This window comes from Shewanella sp. 10N.261.52.F9, from assembly GCF_041471165.1.
Classification (GTDB): Bacteria; Pseudomonadota; Gammaproteobacteria; order Enterobacterales; family Shewanellaceae; genus Shewanella; species Shewanella marinintestina.
This window is the reverse complement of record NZ_JBFRNX010000008.1, coordinates 51,439-77,921: the sequence shown is the minus strand read 5'-3', so window position 1 is coordinate 77,921 and position 26,483 is coordinate 51,439. Positions and strand designations below refer to the sequence as shown.

General features: G+C 41.6%; 18 protein-coding genes and 1 pseudogene. 10 read left to right on the top strand and 9 right to left on the bottom strand.

All coding sequences use genetic code 11. The features are described 5' to 3' along the window. Positions 1–155: 155 nt before the first annotated feature. The 3 genes from AB4298_RS06120 (at position 156) to AB4298_RS06110 (ending at position 3,471) form a co-directional block, all read left to right on the top strand. Positions 156–1,259, top strand: coding sequence for a DUF805 domain-containing protein (locus tag AB4298_RS06120; RefSeq protein WP_371986048.1), 1,104 nt, complete (start codon positions 156–158; stop codon positions 1,257–1,259). Positions 1,260–1,382: 123 nt separating this feature from the next. Further along, positions 1,383–2,288: an NTP transferase domain-containing protein gene (locus tag AB4298_RS06115; protein ID WP_371986047.1), complete on the top strand. Its 906-nt coding sequence runs from the start codon at positions 1,383–1,385 to the stop codon at positions 2,286–2,288. 115 nt (positions 2,289–2,403) lie between these two features. After that, positions 2,404–3,471, top strand: coding sequence for a phosphotransferase enzyme family protein (locus AB4298_RS06110; RefSeq protein WP_248999931.1), 1,068 nt, complete (start codon positions 2,404–2,406; stop codon positions 3,469–3,471). Positions 3,472–3,605: 134 nt separating this feature from the next. Here AB4298_RS06110 and AB4298_RS06105 read toward each other — a convergent pair whose 3' ends face one another. Continuing rightward, a complete protein-coding gene (locus tag AB4298_RS06105) occupies positions 3,606–4,229 on the bottom strand; it encodes an SOS response-associated peptidase family protein (protein ID WP_371986046.1) in 624 nt (207 codons plus the stop codon). Positions 4,230–4,671: 442 nt separating this feature from the next. On the opposite strand from AB4298_RS06105, the gene AB4298_RS06100 reads away from it, so the two are divergent. The 5 genes from AB4298_RS06100 (at position 4,672) to AB4298_RS06080 (ending at position 10,023) form a co-directional block, all read left to right on the top strand. Then, positions 4,672–5,553: a sensor domain-containing protein gene (locus AB4298_RS06100; RefSeq protein WP_371986045.1), complete on the top strand. Its 882-nt coding sequence runs from the start codon at positions 4,672–4,674 to the stop codon at positions 5,551–5,553. Between the two features lie 10 nt (positions 5,554–5,563). Continuing rightward, positions 5,564–6,496 carry a helix-turn-helix domain-containing protein gene (locus AB4298_RS06095; RefSeq protein WP_371986044.1) on the top strand — a complete coding sequence of 311 codons (933 nt, stop codon included), beginning with the start codon at positions 5,564–5,566 and terminating at the stop codon, positions 6,494–6,496. A 148-nt stretch (positions 6,497–6,644) separates the two neighbouring features. Further along, positions 6,645–7,913: a metal-dependent hydrolase family protein gene (locus tag AB4298_RS06090; RefSeq protein ID WP_371986042.1), complete on the top strand. Its 1,269-nt coding sequence runs from the start codon at positions 6,645–6,647 to the stop codon at positions 7,911–7,913. Positions 7,914–8,105: 192 nt separating this feature from the next. Continuing rightward, complete coding sequence (locus AB4298_RS06085) at positions 8,106–9,548, top strand: pyridoxal phosphate-dependent decarboxylase family protein (protein WP_371986041.1); 1,443 nt, start codon at positions 8,106–8,108, stop codon at positions 9,546–9,548. 37 nt (positions 9,549–9,585) lie between these two features. After that, a complete protein-coding gene (locus tag AB4298_RS06080) occupies positions 9,586–10,023 on the top strand; it encodes a hypothetical protein (protein ID WP_371986040.1) in 438 nt (145 codons plus the stop codon). A gap of 110 nt (positions 10,024–10,133) precedes the next feature. Here AB4298_RS06080 and AB4298_RS06075 read toward each other — a convergent pair whose 3' ends face one another. Next, positions 10,134–11,402, bottom strand: coding sequence for a NupC/NupG family nucleoside CNT transporter (locus AB4298_RS06075; RefSeq protein WP_371986039.1), 1,269 nt, complete (start codon positions 11,400–11,402; stop codon positions 10,134–10,136). Positions 11,403–11,596: 194 nt separating this feature from the next. Further along, positions 11,597–12,436 (bottom strand): 5'-methylthioadenosine/S-adenosylhomocysteine nucleosidase, encoded by an 840-nt coding sequence (locus AB4298_RS06070; RefSeq protein ID WP_371986037.1) that lies wholly within the window; start codon positions 12,434–12,436, stop codon positions 11,597–11,599. 531 nt (positions 12,437–12,967) lie between these two features. Between AB4298_RS06070 and AB4298_RS06065 the strand changes: the two genes are divergently transcribed. After that, positions 12,968–14,197, top strand: coding sequence for a type II restriction endonuclease (locus tag AB4298_RS06065; RefSeq protein ID WP_371986036.1), 1,230 nt, complete (start codon positions 12,968–12,970; stop codon positions 14,195–14,197). A gap of 346 nt (positions 14,198–14,543) precedes the next feature. Then, the gene (dcm, locus tag AB4298_RS06060) at positions 14,544–16,250 is read left to right on the top strand and encodes a DNA (cytosine-5-)-methyltransferase (protein ID WP_371986034.1); all 1,707 of its coding nucleotides are present in this window, start codon (positions 14,544–14,546) and stop codon (positions 16,248–16,250) included. Positions 16,251–16,674: 424 nt separating this feature from the next. On the opposite strand, the gene AB4298_RS06055 is transcribed toward dcm, so the two are convergent. The 6 genes and pseudogenes from AB4298_RS06055 to AB4298_RS06030 all read right to left on the bottom strand — a co-directional run. Continuing rightward, positions 16,675–18,465, bottom strand: coding sequence for an AIPR family protein (locus AB4298_RS06055; protein ID WP_371986033.1), 1,791 nt, complete (start codon positions 18,463–18,465; stop codon positions 16,675–16,677). Further along, on the bottom strand, positions 18,465–19,433 hold the full coding sequence (locus AB4298_RS06050; RefSeq protein WP_371986032.1) for a PD-(D/E)XK motif protein: 969 nt from the start codon (positions 19,431–19,433) through the stop codon (positions 18,465–18,467). The genes AB4298_RS06055 and AB4298_RS06050 overlap by 1 nt, the downstream gene beginning before the upstream one ends. Then, positions 19,426–22,170 carry a Z1 domain-containing protein gene (locus tag AB4298_RS06045; protein ID WP_371986031.1) on the bottom strand — a complete coding sequence of 915 codons (2,745 nt, stop codon included), beginning with the start codon at positions 22,168–22,170 and terminating at the stop codon, positions 19,426–19,428. The genes AB4298_RS06050 and AB4298_RS06045 overlap by 8 nt, the downstream gene beginning before the upstream one ends. Beyond that, positions 22,170–23,639 (bottom strand): ATP-binding protein, encoded by a 1,470-nt coding sequence (locus AB4298_RS06040; protein WP_371986030.1) that lies wholly within the window; start codon positions 23,637–23,639, stop codon positions 22,170–22,172. The genes AB4298_RS06045 and AB4298_RS06040 overlap by 1 nt, the downstream gene beginning before the upstream one ends. After that, on the bottom strand, positions 23,626–25,395 hold the full coding sequence (locus AB4298_RS06035; RefSeq protein WP_371986029.1) for a sigma-70 family RNA polymerase sigma factor: 1,770 nt from the start codon (positions 25,393–25,395) through the stop codon (positions 23,626–23,628). Before AB4298_RS06035 ends, AB4298_RS06040 begins: the two co-directional genes overlap by 14 nt. A gap of 766 nt (positions 25,396–26,161) precedes the next feature. After that, a pseudogene (locus tag AB4298_RS06030) lies at positions 26,162–26,364 on the bottom strand (endoribonuclease YicC domain-containing protein); the annotation flags it as partial. Positions 26,365–26,483 lie beyond the last annotated feature (119 nt).

Genomic DNA, 26,483 nt, shown 5'->3' with positions numbered 1-26,483 from the left:
GCGATAAATAGCCCGAAAACACTGACAGATGCAGCTAAATTCGGTAGGCTACTTGTTTCGTTTTGTGCTTTCGCCTGAGCATGAAATTCGGGTGTGCAGTCACTCTAAAATTGAGGCTGCCGAGTTATCGGATGTTAATTAAGGTTGATAAATATATGCAGTTGAAATCGTTTTTATGCCTCGTAGGGTTAGACAATAGTAAGCGTTTCGCTTCAACTAGTGGTCTGACTTATTTAGCTTTATTGTTATCTGTAGCCTTGGTCGGCCCGACTGCTGCTTTGTATTTTGTCGCCCTTTTATTGGCGCCAGTATTAGCATTAACCACATTGCGTAGATTGCGAGATAGCGGCAAAGGGCCGCAACTATTGGCGCTAACATTACTGCCGTTTTTATTGGTGTTGGTTACTTTAGTGCATATCCATAGCGTGATGTTGTTATTAACATTTGTGCTAGCTGCGGCTCTCGCTGTTGGTTATTTGGCCATACTGCCCGCAGTAACCAGCGTTAACTACGTACAAGGTTACTCAGGCCCAGTGGATATGCGTAGTGTTCAGCCAGCAACGGCAAAAGCTAATCATCGAGTGCGTGTTGAGCCTACATTGGGCGGTGAAGATGTTGCTGCAAACCTTAGTGACAATCCAGAGCCAATTCATCGCAGCGAACAAAGCGAACAGACGAGAGATACCAGTATTGATCAGCGCCGAGTGCGAGATCGCAATGCATTTGATGCAAGCCAATTGCAAAAGGTTTTGCTGACCAATAAAAAGCCATTATTGATCACCGCAGCCAGTCTTGTGGTTGTTATGCTAGTTACAAGCATTTGGTCGCTCATCCCTGAAAGTACGCCTGACGATGAAAGCGCAGAACAAATACAAACTGAACCCGCAACCAAGCCGCAAGCGACTCGAGTGCTTACTGCTATGCCAGACGGCTTTAGCTTAGTATTAGAAGATGAAGTGCTAATTATGCGCTGGTTAGGAGAAACGGGGGCGGCAGAACAACTTTGGTCCCTCGCCACGGCCAAAGGTGATAAAACCTGTTCAGGCTTAAGGTTTAACAATGGCACTGAGTATCGTCCAATGGTGGTTGATTTATTGGCTGATAGTGCTACAGAAGCACGATTCTCACCATTAGATACCGAAGCGATTATTATTGATATGGCAAGACGCGGTAACGTTAGTGTCTGTGGCTACAACTTCAGCTTGAAAGGGAGTCAGGCTGCGCTTGGTAAAGTGGCAGAGTTTAGGCGTTATTTATAAGCAAATGCGCCCAAGCATTATTGTTATATGGCTATTATCGCTGGATATTGCTTTGTAGTATCTTTAAACTGCGTCGCCTTATTGTGATGCTAAATTGCATCTGTTTGAGAGATGAAAGACTTCATGAGTAACAACGCACAACAATTGACCTTAGTGATCCTTGCGGCAGGTTTAGGTAGCCGATTTGGCGGTGATAAACAGCTGGCAGAACTTGGACCTAATGGCGAAACGATGTTGGAACTCTCATTAAAGAGTGCGTACAAAGCTGGGTTTACCAAAGCGGTTTTGGTGATTAGGCCAGAATTAGCGCATATGCTAGACCAAGCGCTAGCAGGTAAGTTAAGCGATGATTTTAGCTGCGTATATTGCTTGCAGTCGATTGATGATCTGCCTTCAGAAGCACAAGCTTTTGCAGATATCGCACAACGCCAAAAGCCTTGGGGGACAGCGCATGCACTTTGGAGCGCTAGAGCCCATGTAGATGGGCCTATGGCAGTGATTAATGCCGATGATTTTTATGGCGACAGTGCGTTTAGCTTATTAGCCGAAGGATTATCAACAGCTGATGACAACTGGATGATGGTCGGATACCCAATTGGGTTGACCTTATCAGATAATGGCGGCGTTAACCGTGGTCTATGCCAGGTTGAAAACGGTAAGCTTATCGATGTCGCTGAATGGTTAGATATCCGCAAAGATGGCGCAGAGCTCACCGGTACGCTTAACGAGCAACAGTTTGCTCTGACCGATGATGCTGTGGTTTCTATGACTTGTTGGGGGTTTAAACCTGACATTTTTGCTGTGATAGAACAGCAGTTTAGTGAATTTTTAAAGCAGCATGGCAAGCAGCCAAAAACTGAATGCTATTTGCCTAACGTGGTGCAAGCACGGATCGATGCAGAGCTCCAAAGTACATCTGATTGGGGCGTTAACGTCAGTGTGGCGCAAGAGTCTTGGTATGGGGTGACTTATCCTGAAGATGTGCAGTGGGTGAGATCAAAGCTACAGGAAACTCTAACGGCAATTTAGCCCTAGAGGTAGCTTACACAATTAAAATAAAACCATTTTTAATAAAGCCTTTGCAGGGAAAGTCTGGAAAAAGCCCAGATAGCAGAAGTGATACAGAAAATAACTGGAGTGTTGGGTGATAGATTTTATAAGACAAAATGTTTTGTCGCATTTTGGTGTTGCAGCAGATGACGCCAAAATATCCCCTTTGGGAAATGGCCATATTAACTATACGTTTTTAGTGCGCGGCCCTGATAGCGATTTTGTGCTGCAGAAAATAAATACTGAGGTATTTAAAACACCAACAGCTTTAGTGTATAACGCTGACAAAATCAGCCAACATTTGCATGCTAAAGTGGCGTCAGGCCAATACGGTTTGCAAGTCGTGTCACCTGAAGTCACAACAAACAAAGATCTATTCGTTGATTTAGGCGAACACGGTTTTTGGCGCGGTATCAATTATTTACCACATAGCCACAGTATTGATGTTGTCGGCTGTGAAGCGGATGCCGAAATGGCAGCAAAAGCTTTTGGTCATTTCTCTGCCGCGTTAACAGAGCTTGATGCAGACACGATAGAAGATGTGATCCCTAACTTTCATCACCTTCCAGGGCGTATTGAGCTGCTTGAGCAAGCGGTTCAGACAGACAGTCATGGTCGAGTCAATCAGTGCCGTGACTGGGTTGATTTTGTATTATCGCAGCAAGATTTACTGCAAGAGTTAGCTGCGGTAGAAACTAAACTTCCGCATAGAATTTGTCATAACGACACCAAAATCAACAACATGCTTTTTGATAAGCGTGACATGTCGAGCTTAGCTATTATCGACTTAGATACCTGCATGAAAGGCTATTTAATGTATGACTTTGGTGACATGGTTCGTACTTTTTGCAGCCCAGAAGAAGAGGACTCTACAGCGCTTGATAAAGTGCAGGTACGCGAGTCTATATTTGGCGCTATCTGTAAAGGGTACTTAAGTGAGCTGGGTGATGTGCTTAATGATGATGAGCGCAAGAGCTTGTGGTTAGGTGCCAGAGTGATGTGTTTAATGATTGGCGTACGGTTCCTAACCGATCATCTAAATGGCGATGTGTATTTCCAAATTCACCATCAAGGCCATAACCTAGAGCGGGCTGCAAACCAGTTTACTATGTATCAAAGTTTACTAAATCAGCAAGACACATTAAGCGCTTACCTAAACTAAGTCTTTCAGCTAACGATTAGCTAGAGTAGTCGTTAGGAATAAGCCGAGCAGTTTGACCAATAGGTTGATACTGGCTCGGCTTGTTTATTTGCTGCACCGTAAAATCATGCCTAAGAGCAGGTTTAAGTAAGTCATCAAACATCTCTACTTGCTGGTTTGCTGGGTTTAAGTAAGTCATCAAACATCTCTACTTGCTGGTTTGCTGGGTTTAACCAGGCATCGAACACGTCATCATTTTGTGGCAAAATCATCGGACTCGCTTTACTGTGGTATGGCATTAAATCGGGATGCGGTGGGTTAGTGATAATGGAGCAAGATGTGGTGATTTCCCCCGTTTTAGGATGCAGCCAGTCTCGATATAACCCGCCAAATACCATTGCTGAATTTTCGGCAATAAAGTCATGATAGTAAGTGTCTTTTCCCTGCTTTTCTGTTTCACCAAAACCACTGGCTAGCACTAAGCAACGATTCTCTCTAAAGGCCGTAAAACCAGCGCTATTGGGTGTGTTTAGTTTATCGAACCGGGTGTTAAATGAGGTATAACGGCTAGGCTTAAAGCCTTCGTAAGCTGTTTCAAGTAGTAACCACCAGGTCGCCGTTTGTAACCTACGCTCGCCATCAATTTCGCGCACAATACTGATGTCATTAGTTGGCATTTTAAAGCGCCCAAACAGCATCTCTTGCTGGTTTTTAATCCGCAAATCTTCCATCAATGCTTGTACAAACATGTCATCAATGATGTTTAGCCGACCGCACATAAATTATCCCAAAATTAAACCACATTATTCAGTATATGAATGATTTTAAATTGAGTATAGCGACTAAAGAAATTCGCAAAGAGCGCTAAACGAATAAGACTTCATGATTGTGTTACGAATATAACAAGCTTTAGCAAGTTAGTTTGTTTTGTGAGCGCTTTATACGCTTTACGCAAATATTCGGCGGTTGGGTTTCAAAAGTTAACAGATATGGGTAACTTTGTTTTTATACACGTAGCTGCGTAAGGAACATTATTAAAAAGAGGATGTTAAATCTTAGGTTAGAATTTTAGATTAATTATTTTTGAGCAATGAAGCTTCAAATTGAGAGTGAGATATAGATATTACTTAAAAGTCTGGCAGCTTTTAAGTTCAAGGATTTCAATATTATCCATTGCTAGTCTTATGTTGTTGATTTTACAGGCTATGAAGGTAGTTTGATATGTTGGATACCTTAGTGAAACATTCCAATGACGCGATTTACATTATAGAGCCGGATAGCGGAACTATTTTAAGCTGTAATTATTCAGCGTACCGCCGATTGCAATATTCTTCAGGTGATTTTAATGGGATTAAAATCTTTGATATCGATATTAACATCCATGATTTAAATGAATGGAAAGACGTCGCATTAAGAATTAAAAATGAACACAACAGCGTGTATGAAACCTACCATAAAAAGCTAGATGGCAGTATTTTCCCTGTCGAGAACAGTGTCTCAATTTCGACTTACCAAGGTGTGGAATATTTTATCGCTATTGCGAGAGATATTACGGCACGTAAGGAGTATGAAAAGAGTGCTTGGAGGCGTGCCAATCTAGATCCTTTGACTGGTTTACCTAATCGACGGATTTTTTATAGTGACTTAAAAAATGCAGCCAAAAAAACCAAAGAGAAAGATGAGCACTTGGCCATGCTGTATATCGACCTTGATTGGTTTAAACGCATTAATGACAAGTATGGTCACGCCGTCGGCGATGAGGTGCTCTATATTGTCGGAAAGCGGCTGCAGGGCTGTTGCCGCAATCAAGATTGCTTATCTCGCCTTGGTGGTGATGAATTCTCGATAGTGTTTTCCAATATCGCCACAGAAGAGCTCGGCCGAAAAATGGTACACAAGGTTGAGCAAGTGCTCAGACAGCCATTTTGTGTAGGTGATCTTTTATTGGAGGTTGGCGCAAGCATAGGTGCAATCATTTTTAGGGTTAAGCAATTTGATTGCACCCAAGAGTTGAGCTTGGCCGATAAAGCCATGTATCGAGCAAAAGAGCATTTTGGTGTTTCGACGAGTTATCATTTTTCGAGTTACGCAACTGAGCCGTGAGAGCAAAGCTATGCTAGAGAGAGTAGTTATTGTTCATAACGAAATAGAAGAACTGGTTAAATCATTTACTCATCTAGATCAATTTGCACGTCAGCTTTCATCAGGGAAAATGCACTTCTCAAGTGAGATAGTTCATTTTCCTAACCTTTATATTTCCCGTCTAGGCTTCGAGCAGTCCATCATGTTCCACGGTCAGTGTGATGCCGATTTTATTAGTTTTACCGTGCCGAAGAACAAACAGCGGCTAAAAGTGAACGGCATCGAGCTACTCAACCAGAGTTTGTATGTGATCCCTCCATCAAAGGAGATTATCGCAGTATATCCTCCCTCTTTTGATGGCTATCACTTAGCCGTTGAGATCAGTTACTTGAAACGAGTGTTAGGCCATGAATTACTCGATGCCGTGATTGCGCAATCAGAGGGGATAAGAAGCGGTAACGTTAAGCTTTATTCTTTCGATAAATTCCAATCAGAACTGAGTTATATTATCGACTTGACCCTTGCCAATCATCACAGCATTTCGCCAATCTTGGCTTTTGATATTCAGGAATACATCGCCAATAACCTAAGAATATTGTTTGAACTTTCTAGTGGGATAAAAAACCATTCAATGCCCTTTAACAAACGCTTTGCAGTCGCTGCGAGAGCGTCTGATTACATCAATAATAGCGGTAGATTACGCATCTCAATATCCGAGCTAGCTCAACACTGTTTTTGTAGCGTAAGAACCTTGGAATATGCCTTTAATAAAGTCTATTCAATCACGCCAAAACAGTATTTAACCATTCGGCGTATGCATCTGATCCGTGAAGAATTGAAATCTGCATGTTATGCCAGTGTCGCTGAAGTTATGCGTAAATATGGCGTGATAAATGCGGGCCGTTTTAGTCAACATTATGCCCATCTTTTTGGCGAATATCCTAGCGCGACATTAAGGCGTTAAGTTCGAGCTACCCTCATATTATTACGTTAAATTCTCTGTTTAATTTGGTGTCATCAAATGGCCATTATGCTGGCGGTGACGTTGGTAATATTTGCTTATCAGTTAGACGAAACCATTTTAGTAAAGCAATGCTACCGAGGGATCAACGATGAAAAAACTTATTATCAACGCCAATGTTTTTAACGGCACCGACAACCAATTATTAGAGAATGTTGCAGTGCTGATTGAAGATAACTTGATTCGTAAAATTAGCCATCAAGATGACATCGATTTGTCGATTGCTGATGAGGTGATTGACGCTAAAGGTGGCACCGTGATGCCAGGTTTAATGGACGCACATGTGCATATTACCTTGTCAGCACCATTTAATGTTATCGACACTATGACCCGTGAAGAGGTGGCGATTCGTTCAGCGCATATTTCAAAAGAGATGTTGATGCGTGGATTTACCACCATTCGCGATGTTGCAGGTAACACCCTCGGCCTTAAAAACAGTATCGACAAAGGTTACGCCAAGGGGCCACGCATTTTGCCATCGATGGCCGCAGTTTCTCAAACCAGTGGTCATTCTGATTACCGCCAAAATCAAGCGCAGGAGCGGATCGGCCAACACGAAGACTCACCGATGATGAAGCTTGGCGCAATGAAAGTAGCAGATGGCAGATCAGAAGTATTAAAAGCGGTGCGTGAGCAATTGTTTATGGGCGCATCGCAAATTAAGATCATGGCTGGCGGCGGCGCATCATCCACGTTTGACCCGCTCGATACGTTGCAATTTACTCTTGATGAGATGAAAGCGGCTGTTGAGGCGGCAACTGATTACGGCACTTATGTTGCAGCGCATATCCATACGGCAGACGCGATGCGCCGAGCCGCAGAAGCGGGAGTGATGTCGTTTGAACATGCCACCATTATGGATGATGACATTGCCCAAACCATTAAAGACAAAGGTATTTGGGTGATCCCGTCTTACTTTACCGCGTCTTTGATTGCAGAGCGTAAGATCCCGCTACCAAACGAAGAGACCTACCGTAAAACTGAACGGGTAGGTAAGGCGATGCTCAAATCCGCCGAACTGATTAAGCAATATCAGATCGACAATATTGCATTTGGTACCGACTGCGTAGGTGAAGCCAGCGTACACGCCACTCAACTCAATGAGCTCGCAGCGATTGAGCAGACCTTCGACACAATAACCGCTTTGCGAATGGCGACCTCAAACTGCGGACGCTTATTTGAAATGTCGACTTATCAACATCCGTACCAACAAGGGTGTTTAGGTAAAGTGGTTGAAGGTGCTTACGCTGACCTATTGATCATTGAGGGCAATCCACTTGCAGGTATTGCCTGTGTTGCTGATACCAATAAGCAAAAGATGATTATGAAAGATGGCATCGTCTACAAAAACACGTTGTAATCGCTGCCATAATCGAGACTGCTACTGCAGTAAAACGGCGCTTAGTTGATATAACTAGGCGCCGTTTTGCTATCAAAGATATGACTGTTCAGCGTCACTGTAGAGCTTTTGTTTTGACTGTCACCAAATGGCCATTTTATAAAAATATCGCTGGTATATTAGACTCAAATTCCTACTTGAAGAGTACTAAATATGTCACACCATTTTAATGAATATCGCGGTTCACTAGAGCGTTCTTTAGATCACGCAGTCTCTTACCTTGAGTCGCTAGATGAACGTCCAGTTGCCGAAGAGATCACCTCTGCGCAGCTACGCGAATTGATTGCTGGTGAGTTACCGCAACAACCGACGGCGCCAGAATTAGTAATTGATCAAATGGCAAAGTCACTTGATGCAGGTTTGGTCGCGTCGGGTGGGCCACGATTCTTCGGCTACGCCATAGGCGGCACTTTTCCTGCGGCATTAGCGGCAGACTGGTTAGTGAGCGCATGGGATCAAAATGTGCCGTATTACGTGTCTAGCCCGGCAATGGCAGTTGCCGAAGAAACAGCCGCTGAATGGATGGTAGAACTACTTGGCTTAACCAAAGGCTCTGCGGTTGGTTTTACCTCAGGCGCTCAAGAAGCGATTTATACCTCGCTAATCACCGCGCGTAATTCGCTGCTAGAAAATGCAGGTTGGGATGTGGCCACTAAAGGTCTATATGGCGCGCCGCAGGTGAATGTGGTCGTGAGTGACCAAATTCACTCAACCATTAAGCGCGCACTTTCAATGATAGGTTTGGGGATTGAAACCATAGTAAAAGTGCCGACAGACGATAATCTTCGTCTTATTCCTGAGGAGCTTGCGCGGGTGTTAGCCGATATAAGCGGACCAACACTGGTTTGTGCCCAAGCGGGTTGCATTGACTCGGGGGCTTTCGATCCTTTCGACGAGATTGCCGATGCTGTGGCTAACCATGGTAACGCTTGGTTGCATGTGGACGGCGCGATAGGACTTTGGGCGGCAGCGAGTGATAAGCAAAAGCATCTGTTAAAAGGTATTGAGCGAGCCGATTCGATTGATACTGACGGTCATAAGTGGTTCAACATGCCTTATGACTGCGGCATGGTGATAGTGAAAGACCCTGCCAAAATCACTTCGGCAATGGGCGGAGGCAATATGGGCGACTACCTAAATGATGCGATGGATAAGCCGGATCGTAATGCAATTAACTTTGGAATAGCCGCATCAAGACGTGCCCGTGGTCTGCCTGTCTACGCCGCGTTTAAGTCGCTGGGTAAGCAAGGCATAGTCAACCATTTAGATAACTGCTGCGCCTTGGCCAAACGCATGGCTGATATTTTGCGAGAGGTGGACGGCATTACCATTCTTAATGATGTGGTGTCGAATCGATTCTCAGCGCAATTTGGCATAGGTGATGTGGAATATCGCAATGAGCTTACCGCACGCGTGGTACATAGACTGCAGCAGGATGGATATCTTTATCCATCAACATCAGGCTACAAAGGCTTAAAGACCATGCTGTTTTCAGTGTTGAATTATCACACATCGATAGCGGATATTGATATTTCAGCAAACAAGATCATCGAAGCATTTAATATCGAAAAAGCGCTACTACCTAAGTCGGTTTAACGTAATTAATTCAACGAGCAAAGAGAGTGGAGGAAGTATGACTCAGCAACGATTTGTAGGTTATAGCCTAGCTGTATTGGTTTATTTAACTGTGCTCAATTTCTTTAATGAGTATTGGCACTGGGTTTCCATTGAGTCCTTTAGCATTTCACTAGTTGCAGCATTACTTTTGCTGACGCTACTTAAGTTGTCGATTAAAACCGAGCATAAAGTCGCTGCCTTTTTTAAGGCTAAACCCGGCAGGGCTGCAAAAGTCTATCGAGGAATTAGCACCTACATTATCTTGGTAGGTAGCAAGTTTATGATCCTTGAGGCGATAAATGTGATGTTTGGCGAAAAGGTCTCATTTAGCGGGCCGTTCAACGGTGTCGTCGCTTTCTTTGCCGTTGTGTTTACTATTCTTATTGCCGAGTTTGCAGTAGGTAAAATATATGCTGGCTTGAATGACACCAATAAGCTGCAAGTGGCATGCTGAACGGATAATTTATCAAGTGTAATCGCGGTGTATACTGCAGACAAAACAGGCCCATATGACGTTTATGTCATATGGGCCTGTTGGCTAACTAGCCGCTAAAAATGGGCTATTTAAACAAAGCTCATAAACAAACCGGCAATGGTTGCTGCCATTAGGTTCGACAAGATACCGGCAAATAATGCCTTCAAGCCAAGTGAGGCAATTTCAGAGCGGCGCTCTGGCACTAAGCCACCAATACCGGCAATCGCAATCGCTACCGTACCTAAGTTAGCAAAGCCACACAGTGCGAATGATAAAATCACCTGAGTGCGATCAGACATTGGCAAGCCAGTTGATTCAACAATCATGTCACCAGTTAGGTAAGGTGCAAGGTTGATATAAGCAAAGAACTCGTTAATCACAATCTTCTGGCCGATGAACGAGCCTGCTAATAGCGCTTCATCCCACGCGACACCCATCAACCATGCAACAGGGGCAAACAGATAGCCAAGGATCAGCTGTAAGCTTAGGCCGTCAAAACCAAACCAGTTACCAATGCCGCCTAGCATGCCGTTCATTAATGCCACTAAGCTGACAAAGGCAAACAACATTGCGCCCACAGCCATTGCTAACGATAGACCGTTCATGGTGCCGGTTGTCGCTGCGTCAATAATGTTAGCTGGTGGATTTTCTTCAACAACCGTTAGATCTTGGTCGTTTACTTTCTCGGTTTGCGGGATTAATAACTTAGCAAACAGTAAACCACCCGGCGCCGCCATAAACGAAGCCGCTAACAGGTATTCCATCTTAATGCCTAACTGGGCATAACCGGCTAGCATGGTGCCGGCAATCGAGGCTAAACCACCACACATTACCGCAAACAGCTCAGCGCGGCTCATCTTAGGAATATAAGGCTTAATGAGCAGTGGCGCTTCAGTCACACCTAAGAAGATGTTGGCACTGGCAGACATAGATTCTGCTTTGCTGGTATTAAGGATTTTCTGCAGTGCGCCACCTACAATGCGAACCACCCACTGCATGATGCCTAGGTAATATAGCACTGCTGAAATTGCCGAGAAAAACACGATAATCGGTAGCACTTTAAAGGCGATAACGAAGCCGCCTGGGCCAAACAGTTCATACATCTTATCGCTAACAAGGCCGCCAAACATAAACGACATGCCTTCATTGCTGTAGCCTATTACGGTTGAAACCGCTTCTGCCATATTAAAGATAACAGCTTGGCCAAACGATGAATAGATGACAAACGCACCCATAATTAACTGCAGTAAAAACGCCAAACCAACCGTGCGGTAATTAATGGCTTTACGGTTTTCAGAGGCTAAAAACGCTACTGCAAGTAGGGTGATGATGCCAACAATACTGATTAAAATTTGCATTTATTTTGTCTATTACTATCTAAGTTGATGTAAAGGGGAGGCTAATGTTCTCCCCGATGTTTAGAGCATTCTTTAAAGCATTTTTTATAACAATGAAGCGTTAAATTAGCGCTTTTAAAGCGAGCGAAAGCGGGCGGGAATACGCTTGTTATTCCCGTCACTCATCTTGTTGATTAGATGCTTTTTTACTGGCTTTAAAAGGTCTTAATTAATGCCTTGATGACATCAAGCACATAAACCTGACAATCAATCGCCGTTTGCGGCTCAAAGTCTTGCTTATGTTGGTCGGTATTAGACAGCACGCGAATACTCACAAAAGGCAGTTTGTAAGCTTCGGCAACTTGCGCAGCCGCAGAGGTTTCCATCTCTTCAACTGAGGTGCCCATGGTTTCGTGGAACCAGTTAATGCGGTCAACTTCGCGGTTCCATTCGTCACAGCTACCAATTCTACCCACAACCACTTTACCGTGGCTGTAGCTGCTTGCTTGCGATAGGGCGACTTCAACTAGCTTAGGGTCGGCTTTAAAGTGGTTATGCTCAACCACAACACCGTTTTCACGCAGGTACATTGGCATATCGAAATTCTGCCAAGTAGTTGGGTGTATGCCTTGGCCTTTTTCAACGAACTCAATCTTGTAAGCGCCCATGTTAAAGCTGGTTGCACCAATTACGATGTCAGAGCGGAATAGCTTAGGATCGTGACCACCAGAGGTGCCCTGATTGATGATCACTTTTGGCTGGTAATGCGCAATGCCCAAAGTGGTAGATGCGGCGGCGTTAGCCAAACCAATCTCGGTACGCGACACTACAACTGGGTAGCCATCTAATAGGCCTTGCCAGAACGTCCACGCACCAAATGTTTGTTGTTTTACATCACTAAGGGCGGCAACAAGCGTTTCGACTTCAACGTCCATCGCGCCTTGAACTAAGATAGGATTTAGCATTTTTGAGGGTAACTTTTCATTGTGTGACTGTTCAGAGTTTACGTGTTCAGGGTCTAACTTTTCAGCTGTTGGCTGCTCGCAAGTTGGCATGACAAATAACTTCAAATGGAAAGTGCGCGGATGGTAGCAACGAGATTTAGGCTAAACAACGAAATGAAAAGTAAAATACTTGTTGCGGTTTCGGTGGTCTAAAAAGTGCTTACTTTTTGGTCGAGCGATGTAATTATGAAGTTTTGTTAATACTTGTTTTGTAAGGAAATTTCAAAATATGTTTATTTATCAAACTCGCGACGTCGGGCAATGATTTTAAATTAGAAAACAGTGTTTAAAAAAACAGGCTAGTTGGCTGGGGGCGATTGGTGGAGTAAGTTGTAATTGTTAGGGTAAGTTCGCGGAAAGTGAGCCCAGCTCATGTGTAACTGAGTTATTTGAATAGAATGGTTAGGTTTCTTAATAGGATATTTTTAACCATGTATTTATAGCTGAAAAATTTTCTAATCTATGACTTATGAACCTTACTAATATATACAATACAACAATCAAAAAATGTAACTTACTGATGAGTTTGAGGTCAATCTAGGTTAATCTAATTCTATAGTATTTAGATAATAAGAGATAAGAATGTTTGAGCAGCTCGCTGATGTATTCACGTCCGCCGCGTTCAAGTACCTTACAGCCGTCGATGCAAGTCCGGTGTCAAACCAGCATGAGATTGGTGGGTTGATCAAGGCTGGCATTGGCCGAGACTTGGGGACTCCGAATGACGGCAGCCAGATAAAGATTGCCGCGACGCTCGTCTACCTAACTGAGGAAGAAGGTGAGCCGGTCATTAGCGAAGATACTGTTACTTGGTACGATACTCGCTATCAAGACCCTAACCGCTCGTCTGAGTGGAGGCTCTATTACAAATCTAACGATGTTAGTAATATGTTCAAGCCCGGCGATTTCTTCTTGATAGCAGTTACGCGAGAAGGAACATTGTTGATGTTTTTTTGCCCGCCAAATAGCGATTACGAAGATCAAATCAGAACACTTTTCGGTGTGCGGGACACTAACACCAATAAGAAAGGACTAACTGGCGTGGAGGTCGGCACGCCAGGTTTTACTCTCCCAATAAGGCTAATGTTCGCGCGGTACGGTTTAGAAATCGGCTCCAACGGTACCGACTACCTCGAGCTTATCCTCGATAGGTTCGGTGCCACATTTCCCAAAACTAAGGATTTCTCCAAGTTTGCACGTGATCTAACTAGGGAGTTATCTCCGGTCGAAGCTCCTGATACTGCACTCATAGAGTGGATGGAGACTGAAGAGTCGGCATTCAGGCAACTTGAGAGGCATATTGTGCAGCAGAGACTGCGTGAAGGGTTCGGAGAGAATGGCGATGATGTTGACGAATTTGTACGTTTCTCGCTTAGTGTCCAAAACCGCAGGAAGTCACGTAGTGGGCATGCTTTCGAGAACCATATCGAAATTATACTGTTTGCTAACGGTATTCGGTTTGACCGTGGAGCTAAAACAGAAGGAAGGCAGAAACCTGACTTCCTCTTCCCGGGGAGTGATAGTTATGCGGATACTTTTTTCCCTAACGAAAGACTCCGTGTCTTGGGTGCCAAGACTACCTGTAAGGACAGGTGGAGGCAGGTTTTAGCTGAGGCTAAACGCGTTCAACGTAAGCATCTTATAACAATGGAGCCTGCTATCAGCGAAGCTCAGACCCTGCAGATGGAGGAATTGCAATTGCAGCTTGTAGTACCTGAGGCAATTCAGGCAAGTTATCAACCGGCGCAGGTCGAATGGCTGATGTCATTCAAGGACTTTATAGACGAAATTAATTGTTTACAACGATTGTAGGGACAACAAAGCATTTAAGTCTAGCTTCTGAATTACGACAAGCATCAAACTCTAGAAGGGTTAAAGGTTGAATTGGTTAGCATGGCTTCAATAACGGTCGAGATAGTTGAAGTAAATACGCCATTCCCTAAAGGTGTGTAGTTTTAGCTGACTACATTAACCTAACTGGAAAAACACTCAGGTCTCGGCTAGCTCTATATCTAGTGCGCTCAATCCAATAATTAAAGTAGACATCGATTCTTTCCCCTTTTATTTCAAGAATACTGTATAAATTCACATGTAACTCGAAAATAGGGAAAAACGTGTGATAAACTCGCACACAATTAACCCAGAAGTGATGCGTACAATGAAAGAAATTAGGCTTGGTGATTTTGAAGCGGAACAAAGAACTAGAAATGATCTTCGGGAAACGAACAAGCTGCTTCGATTACTAATCGAAGTCTATGATCAGAAGAACCTAGCAATCCAGCTAGCAAAGCTGGCAGAGCTTAAAGATGGTGCAGAGCTAAAGAAGCTTAGAATAGATCGTACTGAGCTCAATCGTTGGACTAAAGATCCCGAAAAAAATGCCATCATCATCGACGAAAATGCTAGAGATTTTATTAAACAACAATTACTGCCGAAGAAACCTGCGCATTGGGACAACGAGGAGTTCACTTTCATCGACTTGTTCGCTGGTATCGGTGGTCTGCGTAAAGGCTTCGAGGATATTGGCGGGAAATGTGTTTTCACTTGTGAATGGGAGCAAAAGGCACGCCGCACCTATCTTGCCAACCATTACTTGGACGAACACGAACTGGATTATTTTCTTAACAACGAGAAAGATAATCCGGAAAGGAATACTTCCTTCATGGATATCACTAAGGTTACGCAGAGCGGTAACAGCCTTATGAGCCGTAAAGAGAAGCACGAGCATATCAAGAAGCATATTCCTGTGCATGACGTACTGCTCGCTGGTTTTCCGTGTCAGCCGTTTTCGCTTGCTGGTGTATCAAAGAAAAACTCGTTGGGTCGAGCCCATGGCTTTGATTGTGACACTCAGGGCACGTTATTCTTCGATGTCGAGCTGATTCTTGATGCTTGCCAGCCTAAGTTCTTCGTGCTGGAGAACGTTAAGAACCTTAAGAGCCATGATAAGGGCAATACTTTTGCCACAATTGTTCTCTCACTTGAGAATGCAGGCTATTGGGTGGCTAACATCACTGACGAGGGGAGCAGTATACAAGAGGCCATCGCCAATGTTCGTAAGCGTAAGCAAGATCCCGTAGTTATCGATGGCTCACATTTTACGCCGCAGCACCGCGAACGTGTCTGCCTTGTCGGAGTGCGTAAGGACCTGATCGTAAAAGATCCAACGCTGAAAGAGATAGACCTGAAAAATATTCCCAAACCAGAAAAGCGTTACACTGTAGCTGAAGTCCTTTGTAATCTGAGTAAGGAGGAGAAAGATAAGTACACGTTGACTGAGAATTTGTGGAATTACCTTTATCACTATGCACTGAAACACCAGAGCAAGGGGAATGGGTTCGGATTTGGGATTGTCGATCCGAATAACCCTGACGCAGTGACTCGTACATTGTCAGCGAGATATCACAAGGACGGCTCCGAGATCCTAATCAATCAAAGTGGGCTGGAAGACAGCTATCTTCGGGAAAGCAGGGAGCATGCGATCCGTAAGAATCAAGAGCGAGAGGCTTTTTCAACAAGGCATGCAGACAAGGTTAAGTTTGAAAATTCTGAGATGACAGAACTAGAATATAAGGCTGTCGTTAAGGAATGGGAAAAGGAATACGATTTCGAAAATGGTCGATATGCCCCCGAATTTGATGCTACCTACAAGACTCCGCGTAGACTGAGCCCTCAGGAGTGTGCCCGCCTGATGGGCTTTGAGAAGCCCGAATTTGACAGAGATGAGAACGATACAAATTTTCGTATAGTCTGTGCTGATGCCAGTGCCTACAAGCAGTTTGGTAATTCAGTTGTGGTACCGGTATTTCGTGCTGTAGCTCAACTAATGGGCCCTTTTATCGCTAAGGCAAAGGCACTAGAGTAAAAGCTAGAAGTTAATGCGTTAGCAAGCGTGAGTCTCTCAGAGTTAACTTTACAGTTGAATGTGGGTGATGGTTCAATCTTAACAAAAAGCCCAGCATTTAGCTGGGCTTCCTTATATTTTACTGCTTGTCTTTTACAGCGACTAATCTAAACGCGAAAAGCTTATTCTACGTTTTGGATCTGTTCACGCATCCGCTCGATTAGTACTTTTAGCTCCACCGCTGTAAAATGAACACCATCGGAAAGATGATACCATGGGAACAATTTTACTCTTTAGCTGCATAATTGTATCTGAGAGATCCTGTGCCATTAAAATATAACTGCAAGATCTCAGTTTACGACAGAGCTAGGGAGATTGGTATCGCTCAAACATTTTTAACACCGTCATTATTCAGCCTGAATAATGACGGTGTTTTATGGGTACGTTAGAATTCTCTAGTGTTTGGGGGGAGCTCTACTTTAGAGGCATGTTTCTTTATATACTCCCAACATGCAGGCTTTTTAGCCCATTCTGAAATCATTTTTCCGCCTGCTGATGCCTTTAATAAGACATCTATATTTATAGCATACTCTTTCAGCATTTTTTCTAAACCGCTAGATATCGATTGATTATTCCATATCTCATTTAAGTTTATTTCATCCGCATAGTGATATGCTAAGCATGCCACTGTGTAAGTATTAACATTCGCCTTAAATGCTTCAAACATGGGGCGTGTTAATCTAACGGTTTCTTTGAATATTATAGCCTGAGCAATGATTGCCTTATAGTCACTAGGTTGTGGATCAAACGGATTTGTCCCGTCTGAAGGTGCGACTATATCCATAAATGCAGCAAAACTTTTTTGGCCTCCCAAGCTTGCTACATCGGGTTTTTTCAGCCATGAACACATAAATTTAGCCAAGTCTGTTTTAGTGATTTTCCGTTTAGTGGGAATAGCTTTTTTGAGAGCATCAATTCCGGCTTTTGTTTTTCCTTCTCTTTCTAACATAACTCTATAACTACCCGCTGCTCGTTCGTAGAACCAGCGACTAGTACCATCCGGGCAAAAAGTCGATAGAGCTAGTTTTTCTATACTTATATGGAAAGGGGTGTTTGCGGCTAAATCAGATTGCCTAATTGCATTTTGACTATTTGCATATCTAGCGATGTCCGAGATTAAGTTCTCTTCTTGTACAGGGTTACTTTTTTTGAGTACAATTATTTTGGCTGGAACTCTTACCATAGAGAGATTTGTGTCAGGGTACTTCTTTTTAGTGAAAAACATTGAAGCTGTAGTTTGACCACCATTGACAATCTGCATTCCTTTCAGCCAAGAAATACCAGGTGTTCCTTCACTATCTCTTTCTAATGATACTTCATCAGCGACAATTACGATCCCATTATTAAAGGCCATAAACTTATCAGGTTCATTTCGTAGAGTATCTCTTATGCCTTTATTTACTTTGCCTGTTTGGCTCAAAAAGGAGCGAACGTTAGCCTCCAAAATTCGTTGGCCATATTTATCGTAAAGATAACGAAGAGCTTCACCTGGAATTACCGTCATTGCATAGTCATATTCTTCAAATTGTCCTGGAACCCAAACGCAAGGAAGTGACTCTCCCCATGCTTGAGTAAAGTTAACAACAAGTTCATCACGAGGCTTACCAGATTGTATATGGTTGTATAGACGCTCTATGTCGATGACTTCTAACTTGATAGTTTTCCCGGCATGTTCTCGAGATTGGAACTGTTTAGATTTTACTTTACAGTCAGTAAGAACATATATGCGAATTTGATCCAAATCTGAAAATACAGCCTCAATTGTTTTGACAAAAGTGTAAATTTCAGTATTTTCCGCGACTTTACCGGCAAGCTTTCCATCTGCAGTCATTGTCAGAAATCGGTAGCAATGTTCGACTGCTTTCTTAGTCTCAGAGTCTGGCAGGTGTGTAATATCATCAACATCATTGTATAAACTGATGTATAGGTCTAATTGATCAAGTTCTTCTGAAATCGCATACCCACTAATTTTTACATTAGCATTTCCTACCTTTGCTTGATAATGACACATTACTGTACTATCAAAAGTCATACCAATCTCTACCATATGACTAGTGACAACTTCTGTAAATAATTCATCTTCAAAGGGTAGGGCTTGAGAGCTATCGGCTTGTCTGCCGATTAATTCTTCTTTTATCTCAGTTTGAGTCTGCTTAAGAAAATCGATTAATTCCATTAGAGGCCTTCTACTAATTTTTCTATAACCGCGCTAGTGACTTCTGGTTGATATGTCAGATCTAGTTGGTATGAAATATTTTTTACTTGATGAGGTACATTACTTGCCCTCAAGCATGGAAAAGCTTGGTCAACATGATAGTAATAACATTCATCACTTCTATATTGAATTTTGTAAGGACGAGATACCTGATAGCTTGGTAAATATCCGCAAAATATAAGTTTGTTATAAAAGTCAGGTTTTAAAGATGGATCTAGTCTCGCTGCTGTATTCTCAATCAAATCATCTAATGTTTGACCAGAGTTAGAACATTTTTTTAGTTTGACCAGTGCTAAATAAAGGGATGACTCAGGCGTTACATCTAATTGATCTAGGGACGTAATTTGAGCGCAATTTGAGCTTTTTACTGTGCTTTTTACTTCTATTGAGCCGCTAGGAAGCTCAAAGTCGTGTAAGCCTCTTATAGGCCCAAGCCATGAGTCGAGTAACTTAGAATGAGACTCACACAAATCCACTAGTTTATTCAAAACTATGAGTTCTCCAAATAACCCTCTTTCGCTAGATTGTGATAAGTAATTAGTAGGGCTTTTCATGAAATTTTTCCATGCAAATAGCCTCGAAATTATTGCAGAGCTATGCTCTGATTGATATACACAATCAATAAGATCGATACACATAGTATAGAAAATATCTAAGCTCGCATCTTTGCTTTTGGTGACAACAATAACGTATTTTTTGTTCGGCAAAAGCTTACATGTAATGCTGAAACCCAATGAATCAATCGAAGAAGGTATTTTGGTATCTTTACACACTTCAATCATTATTGACTCTGCGTTATCCGGATAAGACATTGCAGCATAATAACTTCGTTTATTAGCGCTCAATAAAGGAATGGATCTTACTCCTGACTTATTCTCATCAGAGTAAAATGCAGCCCACGATTCCTTCAACTTATACAGATCAAGCATTCTCATAGTCCTGGAAAACATTATTTACGTAGTATTCTGTTCCCTGGGTATTGCTGCTACTAGATGGAAAACTAACACCAATTGCGATAATTGGTTGATCAATAGAAGGTAGATAAGCAGAATCAGGAGACAATGGGTACAATAACAGCAAGCCCTTGGCTTGTTTTGTTGCTCCTTTGACTTTTCTAACTTGTATACCAGCGGGTTCGGTTGGTTGTTTACGATTATGTTTGCTTTTGGTCTTTTCCCAGTGGGCTAAAGTATCTTCCATAGCTGTTTGATAGTCAGTTTCAGACAAACCTATAAACTCGTCTCGATTACTCAACAGCCTTCCAATAGAAACACGGTTCTCATAAGGTTTTAAAGTACGCTCAACTAATCTAATATCATCGTCAAAATCCAATTTTTCCTCAGATTTGCCACCGATAACTGCCACATCCCATAACTTTAGTTCATCATGAACATTCACCATTTCACGGATGAAATTGGACATAAGAGTACTATTTACTTTCACGGATTCTTCGTGAGTAACATATGCCGCCAAAAAGTCGATTACTTTTTGGGCTGGTATATCACTCCACATTACGCGGTTTTTTGATTCTTGAAACGTCTCACCATTGAATACAACCACTGGACTACTTGGTCCTAACAAACTTGTTAGGTTCTTGAATAAAATAAAGTTTTTTTCAATGTGTTCTCTTGTGCTATGAAATGTTACTGTTTCAGAAATGGTCCCACTGAATGAAAGTCGGAGTTGTTCAGAGTTTCTCATTTTTAATCGAGATGTAACTAATAGAGTAGGGTGGGAGCGAACCTTTAACCCATAGTGTATTGGTTTTTGCCCTGACGCCGCCATTTGTTCGAATTCTTCACGTAATTCTGTCGCGGCTTTAGATATATGCGCAAACCACTCAGCCAAATCTGCTGTCGTATAAAGACGGCAAAGGTCAGCGTAGCCCTCTCTATAGCCAAACCATCGTCCCATTTGCATCAGTGTGTCATACATGCGAGAACAGCGAAGGAAATAACTAGTACAAAGCCCCTCGAGGGTAAGTCCGCGAGCCAATTTGTCGCCACCAATTGCTATTACTCTTTGAGGAAGAGAAGAGTCGTTATAGTCCAAGACGTCTTTAGCGGTACCATTTATTTGTTTTACTTTAATTTCAGGAATTAAAGTAATTAGTGTGGTTTCTATTTCTTTCCACTCTAAAGAATGAAAGTCATTGGTATTGCAAAAATCACGAGTCCAGAGAGAATGTAATTCTGTCAATACTTGCTTATGCCCCCCAGTTCGCCAAGAAAGTAACTGGCTGATTTTTTTTATATAACGTTCAATAGATGAATGAACAATATCCTGAATATAAGTGAAGCGGGCTACATGTATTAACATAGAGGAATGTTCATCCTTGTGGCCTCTTAAATAGCGAATAGTAGTCGCCAACAAATAACTGTGGATTGCTTCTTTGAGAGAATCAGGGAAGCCTTCCTCTGATGGATGAATTGGTACATGGCTCGACTTGGGAGAAGTTGGCATCCATTCATAATGATCACTTATTTCTCGAATGGCATCGAATTCGCTGTCTTCAGAGAACATCTTTGAAGGGCCAACGTAGTTGGATGGAGCACTTAGATTCACGATAAAGGATTCAGGGAACAGATCACGACCTTCTAATGGAGTTTCGGCTTTATCATGAATGAATATGTTGGCGAAAGGCGTGGCTGTGTAAGCTACATATGCTTTTTTAGAAAATGAGTTAAGAATTTGTCGAATACAGCTATTGATAGCTGTTGGTGAGTGCTCATCATTAACGGGACCATGTTGAAGTTCGTTAGTGTCGATTGATGCATTATCTGCTTCGTCATCTATTAAAAGTAACGGTAGTTGTTGTACTTTTTTCAACGATTTATTCTGGCGGTCGTAGGAACTATTGTGAGCTACATTGATTTGGATCCACTCCAATAGGCCTTCTAAAACAGACTTATTTTTCTTAACGACAAAAAGCCACGGTCGCTGTTCTGGAGTGATCCCCATTTTACTTTGGCTTTTATTAAAATCGCCTTTTTCTTGACGATTTGTTGCGTAGTTTGGACGTATAGAAGGATCTTTATCTATTTTACCAACACCTATGACCCTGTGTTGTACACTTTTATCTGGATTTGTTTCGAAGCCGAGAAAGCCCTCATCTAAGCGCATTTGCGTTTGCGCACGAAGGTTGTTGTGTAGACCTGCTAAGACAATAATTATCTTATAACCAGCGTCGGCGGCCTTATTTATTAAGCTAGTATAGTTACCAGTCTTTCCTGATTGAACGTGACCGACAACCATCCCTCTGCGATCCCAAGCCCCCTCTCTAGTTGGGTCTTCTAACATGCCTAATATGTTATCTGTTGATTCATCAAGAGCGTCGATGGCAGACCAAGGTAGTTTGGGTTCTATGTATTCACGGTATCTTTGCCAATAGCGTCTGTTCTGCTTTCTCTCGATACTAAGCCATTCAATATGATCATTACCATCTTGAATAAAAGAATCCTTATCTACCCAGTAACTTAATCTACGAGTGAGTTCAGTGGTGATAAACATAAACTCGTCATCAGCAATTTCTAAAGTGAAAATAGTCAAAACTTGCTTTACTTTTTCTTCGATAGTTTTTGGCGTTACTTCAAAGTCACAGTTGCTATCTTTTTCTCTTTCTAATAACTCTTGGGCAAATTTTATAACCGTTGATTTGTTATTCATTAGGTTTCCTCTAACTTAGAAATAAGCTCTGGGTATTGCTGGAATGGTGATGTTTCATTCAACTTACGAATGGCTTCTGAATGAGACATTCCTTTTCTACTTATCATATTTTTATACATAACTTTTAAAAGTTCGTGCATTTCTCGTGAAGGTTCGGAAATTGGCTTTGCTTTGAGCTCTTCACTAGGCTCATTAACCCACATTCTTTGGATTGGTCTTTGTTTCTCGATTAGGCTTAATAGTAAACTCAACGGAGCTATATTCGATAACTGTTCGTTTAGAGCAACAACAGCGACATGTTGACGATCTATAACGTAATGATTGTCTGAGGTACAGTTCCAAATTGAAGCTTGAGTCAGCTCCGAAATATTTAGGTTTCGGGTTATATTTCTTTTGTTTGTTTGTTGGGCTCTTTTTCTAGCTTCTGATGCATAGCGAACCAAGGATTCTCTTATTGAATGAGGAGGGGTTACTTTGGATTTTATTATGTCTACCTTCCATTCTTCATCACATAAATTGCCGATATCAAGCTGAATTCTGACTAAAGAATTTATGTCGTCTTGTTTCCACTGATGACTATCCCCCAATCGAAGCCAGCTTCCGGGCACTAGAAGCCTTTTATTTCTATATACATAAAAACCTTGGTGTTCTTTCCAGCCGTTAACGCCCTCTAGCTCCTTTGCTTCTTTAGTTGTTAGCATTTCTAATTTAGGTAAAACATGACATTCAATTCTAGCGCCATTCCCATTTACTAATTTTGTTGAGCTTGTCGCCCACGTTTTGGCTAAATGACCCTTAGCAAATGGATCCCAACTAGAAATTTTGTGGTTGTTTATTGAAATTGAAATGTCTGCATCTTCGATGAATCTATGAAAAATCATCGATAGATGTTTTTGAACTGAGTCAATGGCATCAAGGAAATATTGCTCTGTAATATTTGAAGGAAAAGCTCTATCCAGTCGATCCCACAGAACAAGAGTGCCTCTGTTTTGTTTTATTAGAGGCTCCTGTTTAAATTTATCTTGTTCTATAGGACCTTCAATTAGTAACCAACTTCCATCTGTTTGGGAAGCTAATAAATCAAGGTCCCATCGGAAACATTGGAAACCACTTTCTTTAGTTATTGAAGATACAGTTAGGCTCCGACACTGAGAAAATGACGCCGTCTTTAAACCGAGTCCAAAACGCCCGAGATCATCTTCTTTTCTTTTGGAGATAGCACTAATCTCACCAAGCTTCATTGCTTTTTCTAAATTAGCCTCATTCATGCCGTTCCCATCGTCCAAAATAGCGATATAAGACTGGTTATGAGCCCAATGAAAAGTTATAGATATATTTTCAGCTTGAGCAGAAATGCTGTTATCTATTACATCTGCGATTGCAGTTTCAATGCTATAACCCATGCCTCGAAGAGATTCTAGAAGCGCGGAAGCTCTAGGGGGAACATTTCTGTATTTATGAAGACTCATATGCTGTCTCTAGTAATAGTTCTGACAGTCTATAAGTCAGTTTTTTAAGCGTCTTGGCTTCAATTTGGCGAATTCTTTCTCTTGTTACACCATACTCCAGCCCGACCTCTTCCAAAGTCTGTTCTGGGTAATCATCTAAACCAAAACGTCTTTTTATTATGTCTGACTCTTTATTTGTAAGAGCTGAAGTTACGCTCTGTATTTTTTGTGTTTGGGAGTAGTTGAGTGCTAACACTTCAGGATTATATGACTCCGGTGCCAATAAATAATCTTCTGTTTCATGGAAGTTCTTGCTGTGTTGATGAAGAGTTTTTATCTTATTTAGTTTAGGGATGCTTAATTCTAAAGCTGAGGAGAGCTCATTTTGTGAAGGCTTATATCCTTTTTGTTCTGAATTTGTGATGTAAGAACGGTATTTATTTATAACTTCGTTTAAGTGAACAGGAAGTCGGACAGTATTTGAAGTGTCAGACACGTAACGAGTTATAGCCTGCTTAATCCACCAAGTAGCATATGTAGAGAATTTAAACCCCTTTCTATAATCATACTTTTCTACCGCTTTCATGAGCCCAACATTACCCTCTTGGATTAAATCATCAAAATCGACACCGATCGTGGAGTACTTTTTAGCAATTGAGATGACAAGTCTTAAGTTACTTTCCACAAAGCGGTTAAAGTTTTTAAAATATCTCTGAATTTGAATGATTAGCTCTTGAGAATGTGGCGATTCAAGAAGAATTGGCATCAGTTGATTTAAGTAAGAGCGAGAAGGCCTTTGGATAAATGATGAACTTATATCAATGTTGCAGCCATCAAAGTTCATAGGGTCAAAGTGAATATTACCAGTTTCATCATCTTCATTACCTAAAGACGCTTGATGTTTTGAAAGTAGAGGTTGCCAAGTGCTCTGTTTTACATATTGATGTAAGCGTAGTATTTCAATTACTGCAGAATCTAGCTCTTGTGCGATGCGCTGTTCTGCTCGTTTATCAAGCAGGTTAAGCGCTTTAATTGAATTAGTATATAGATCAGTCCCAAAACGGAGATTTGAAAAGCTCTCTAGATGTTCTAAAAGGTCATGAGTGTTCTCATGAATCGAATCAGTGAGGTTTATTTCTATTGATTGACTAGACTTTACTATACCTAAGCTATCTAATTGTTTGACGAGATAGGAGTTAGCCTTCGAGTCATACCCGTGATCTTGTAAAAATTGTGAAAGTTGGCTTAGGTTATATACATTTTGCTTTAACGTAGCACTTAGCAGCCCAATAAGAAGGGTTATTTCAGTATTAACCGATGTAACACTGAGATTAATGTCACTCCAATCAGGAAGATCCTCACGAAATCTAAATGTAGAGATATTTGTATGAGACTGCTTAAGCTGACTCTCCAGTTCAAGATTGGTTTTCGGCTTCTCCAGCTCTTCCTCTACCTCCCAAAAGTCGAAAAAAAACTCTTCTAGATCATTTTCTAATTCGATTGGTGATAATAGATTTTGAATTGTAAAATTATTTAACTTTATAGCTATATCTAGGGCTGTTTCGTCATCATTGTTACGTAAATCAGGATTTGCTCCTTGTTCTAGCAAAAAAGTGCAAGCTTCAATATGGCCATATATCGCGCAAAGCATTAAGGGAGTGTTTCTATCCTTATCAGTTGCATTTAACTGTATTTTGTTGTGAATGTTTAATGATATAAGCTCAGTTGAGCCGTTTTTTAGAGCAAGTAATAATAGAGAGGAGGCGTTTATAGTCATAACTATTTATGAGTTCACATCACATTAACACGTTATTCACATGATTTTTGTGAAAATATCATGGAAGTGATATGAACACAATAATGACCTTCAAATCCTGTGGTGAGCATCCATTTTTTAACTGCAATTAAAAGTAAAAGTTAGGCTACCATTAGTGATGACCTAGGGTTATTAGCTTTATGTGGTCTTTCATGATTGTAAAACCATAACCACATTAGTTGCATAATCTTGTGCCTCTTCGATGGTTTTAAATAGGTATTTGTTCACCTAGTAATATCGAATAGTTTTATTATGGCGCTCGATATAGGCATTTTGCAGTGGGTTACTAACCGCCAGAATGTGCATCGTAATGTTATTCGTGAAATTCGGTATTTGATTGTAACTGTGCGAGATAATGACTCAGATACTAATCAAGTGGGCAAATATTTATATAGAGTCAATAAGATTAAATTATTATCTAGGAAGGCAATTAATAAATCTTTGACTGGAAAAGATAGTGATGATGACCGGTTATTTGAGTTTTAGTTAACTAAAGCTGAAAATCTTCCCCAATTGAAGCATTGGAATGATGTTGTTGGCCCGCTTCAGTTATATACGGATATAGGTTCTACTTGGTGATAACATCATTGCAGAGAAGCCTCATTACAAAGCTTTAATAAAAGACAATTCAATAAAGACTTTGGAACAAAAAGCCCAGTCATTTAACTGGGCTCTACTAATATATTACTACTTGTTTTTCAAAGCGACTTCTATAAACGCAGAAAACTTATTCTACGTTCTGAATTTGCTCACGCATCTGTTCGATAAGTACTTTTAGCTCGACCGCTGCGGCGGTTACTTCGGCGCTGATTGATTTAGACGCTAGGGTGTTTGACTCACGGTTAAACTCTTGCATCATAAAGTCATGACGATTCATCTCTTCGGCAACATCATCATTTGCGCCAGCAATACCATCTCTTGCTCTATACGAAAAGCCTAGTAATAAACCTAAACTCAATTACATTATGAATACACGCTATAGCGTGTAGTTAGTGGTTTAACGCTTATAGCGTGTAAAAACACATTTAACGCTAATAGCGCGTAAAACA

Excerpts from the sequence above, each read along its gene's own strand:
- AB4298_RS06120 (WP_371986048.1), top strand. The coding sequence starts at position 156 with ATGCAGTTGAAATCGTTTTTATGCCTCGTAGGGTTAGACAATAGTAAG.
- AB4298_RS06115 (WP_371986047.1), top strand. The coding sequence starts at position 1,383 with ATGAGTAACAACGCACAACAATTGACCTTAGTGATCCTTGCGGCAGGT.
- AB4298_RS06105 (WP_371986046.1), bottom strand. The coding sequence starts at position 4,229 with ATGTGCGGTCGGCTAAACATCATTGATGACATGTTTGTACAAGCATTG.
- AB4298_RS06100 (WP_371986045.1), top strand. The coding sequence starts at position 4,672 with ATGTTGGATACCTTAGTGAAACATTCCAATGACGCGATTTACATTATA.
- AB4298_RS06095 (WP_371986044.1), top strand. The coding sequence starts at position 5,564 with ATGCTAGAGAGAGTAGTTATTGTTCATAACGAAATAGAAGAACTGGTT.
- AB4298_RS06090 (WP_371986042.1), top strand. The coding sequence starts at position 6,645 with ATGAAAAAACTTATTATCAACGCCAATGTTTTTAACGGCACCGACAAC.
- AB4298_RS06085 (WP_371986041.1), top strand. The coding sequence starts at position 8,106 with ATGTCACACCATTTTAATGAATATCGCGGTTCACTAGAGCGTTCTTTA.
- AB4298_RS06080 (WP_371986040.1), top strand. The coding sequence starts at position 9,586 with ATGACTCAGCAACGATTTGTAGGTTATAGCCTAGCTGTATTGGTTTAT.
- AB4298_RS06075 (WP_371986039.1), bottom strand. The coding sequence starts at position 11,402 with ATGCAAATTTTAATCAGTATTGTTGGCATCATCACCCTACTTGCAGTA.
- AB4298_RS06070 (WP_371986037.1), bottom strand. The coding sequence starts at position 12,436 with ATGCCAACTTGCGAGCAGCCAACAGCTGAAAAGTTAGACCCTGAACAC.
- AB4298_RS06065 (WP_371986036.1), top strand. The coding sequence starts at position 12,968 with ATGTTTGAGCAGCTCGCTGATGTATTCACGTCCGCCGCGTTCAAGTAC.
- dcm (WP_371986034.1), top strand. The coding sequence starts at position 14,544 with ATGAAAGAAATTAGGCTTGGTGATTTTGAAGCGGAACAAAGAACTAGA.
- AB4298_RS06055 (WP_371986033.1), bottom strand. The coding sequence starts at position 18,465 with ATGGAATTAATCGATTTTCTTAAGCAGACTCAAACTGAGATAAAAGAA.
- AB4298_RS06050 (WP_371986032.1), bottom strand. The coding sequence starts at position 19,433 with ATGCTTGATCTGTATAAGTTGAAGGAATCGTGGGCTGCATTTTACTCT.
- AB4298_RS06045 (WP_371986031.1), bottom strand. The coding sequence starts at position 22,170 with ATGAATAACAAATCAACGGTTATAAAATTTGCCCAAGAGTTATTAGAA.
- AB4298_RS06040 (WP_371986030.1), bottom strand. The coding sequence starts at position 23,639 with ATGAGTCTTCATAAATACAGAAATGTTCCCCCTAGAGCTTCCGCGCTT.
- AB4298_RS06035 (WP_371986029.1), bottom strand. The coding sequence starts at position 25,395 with ATGACTATAAACGCCTCCTCTCTATTATTACTTGCTCTAAAAAACGGC.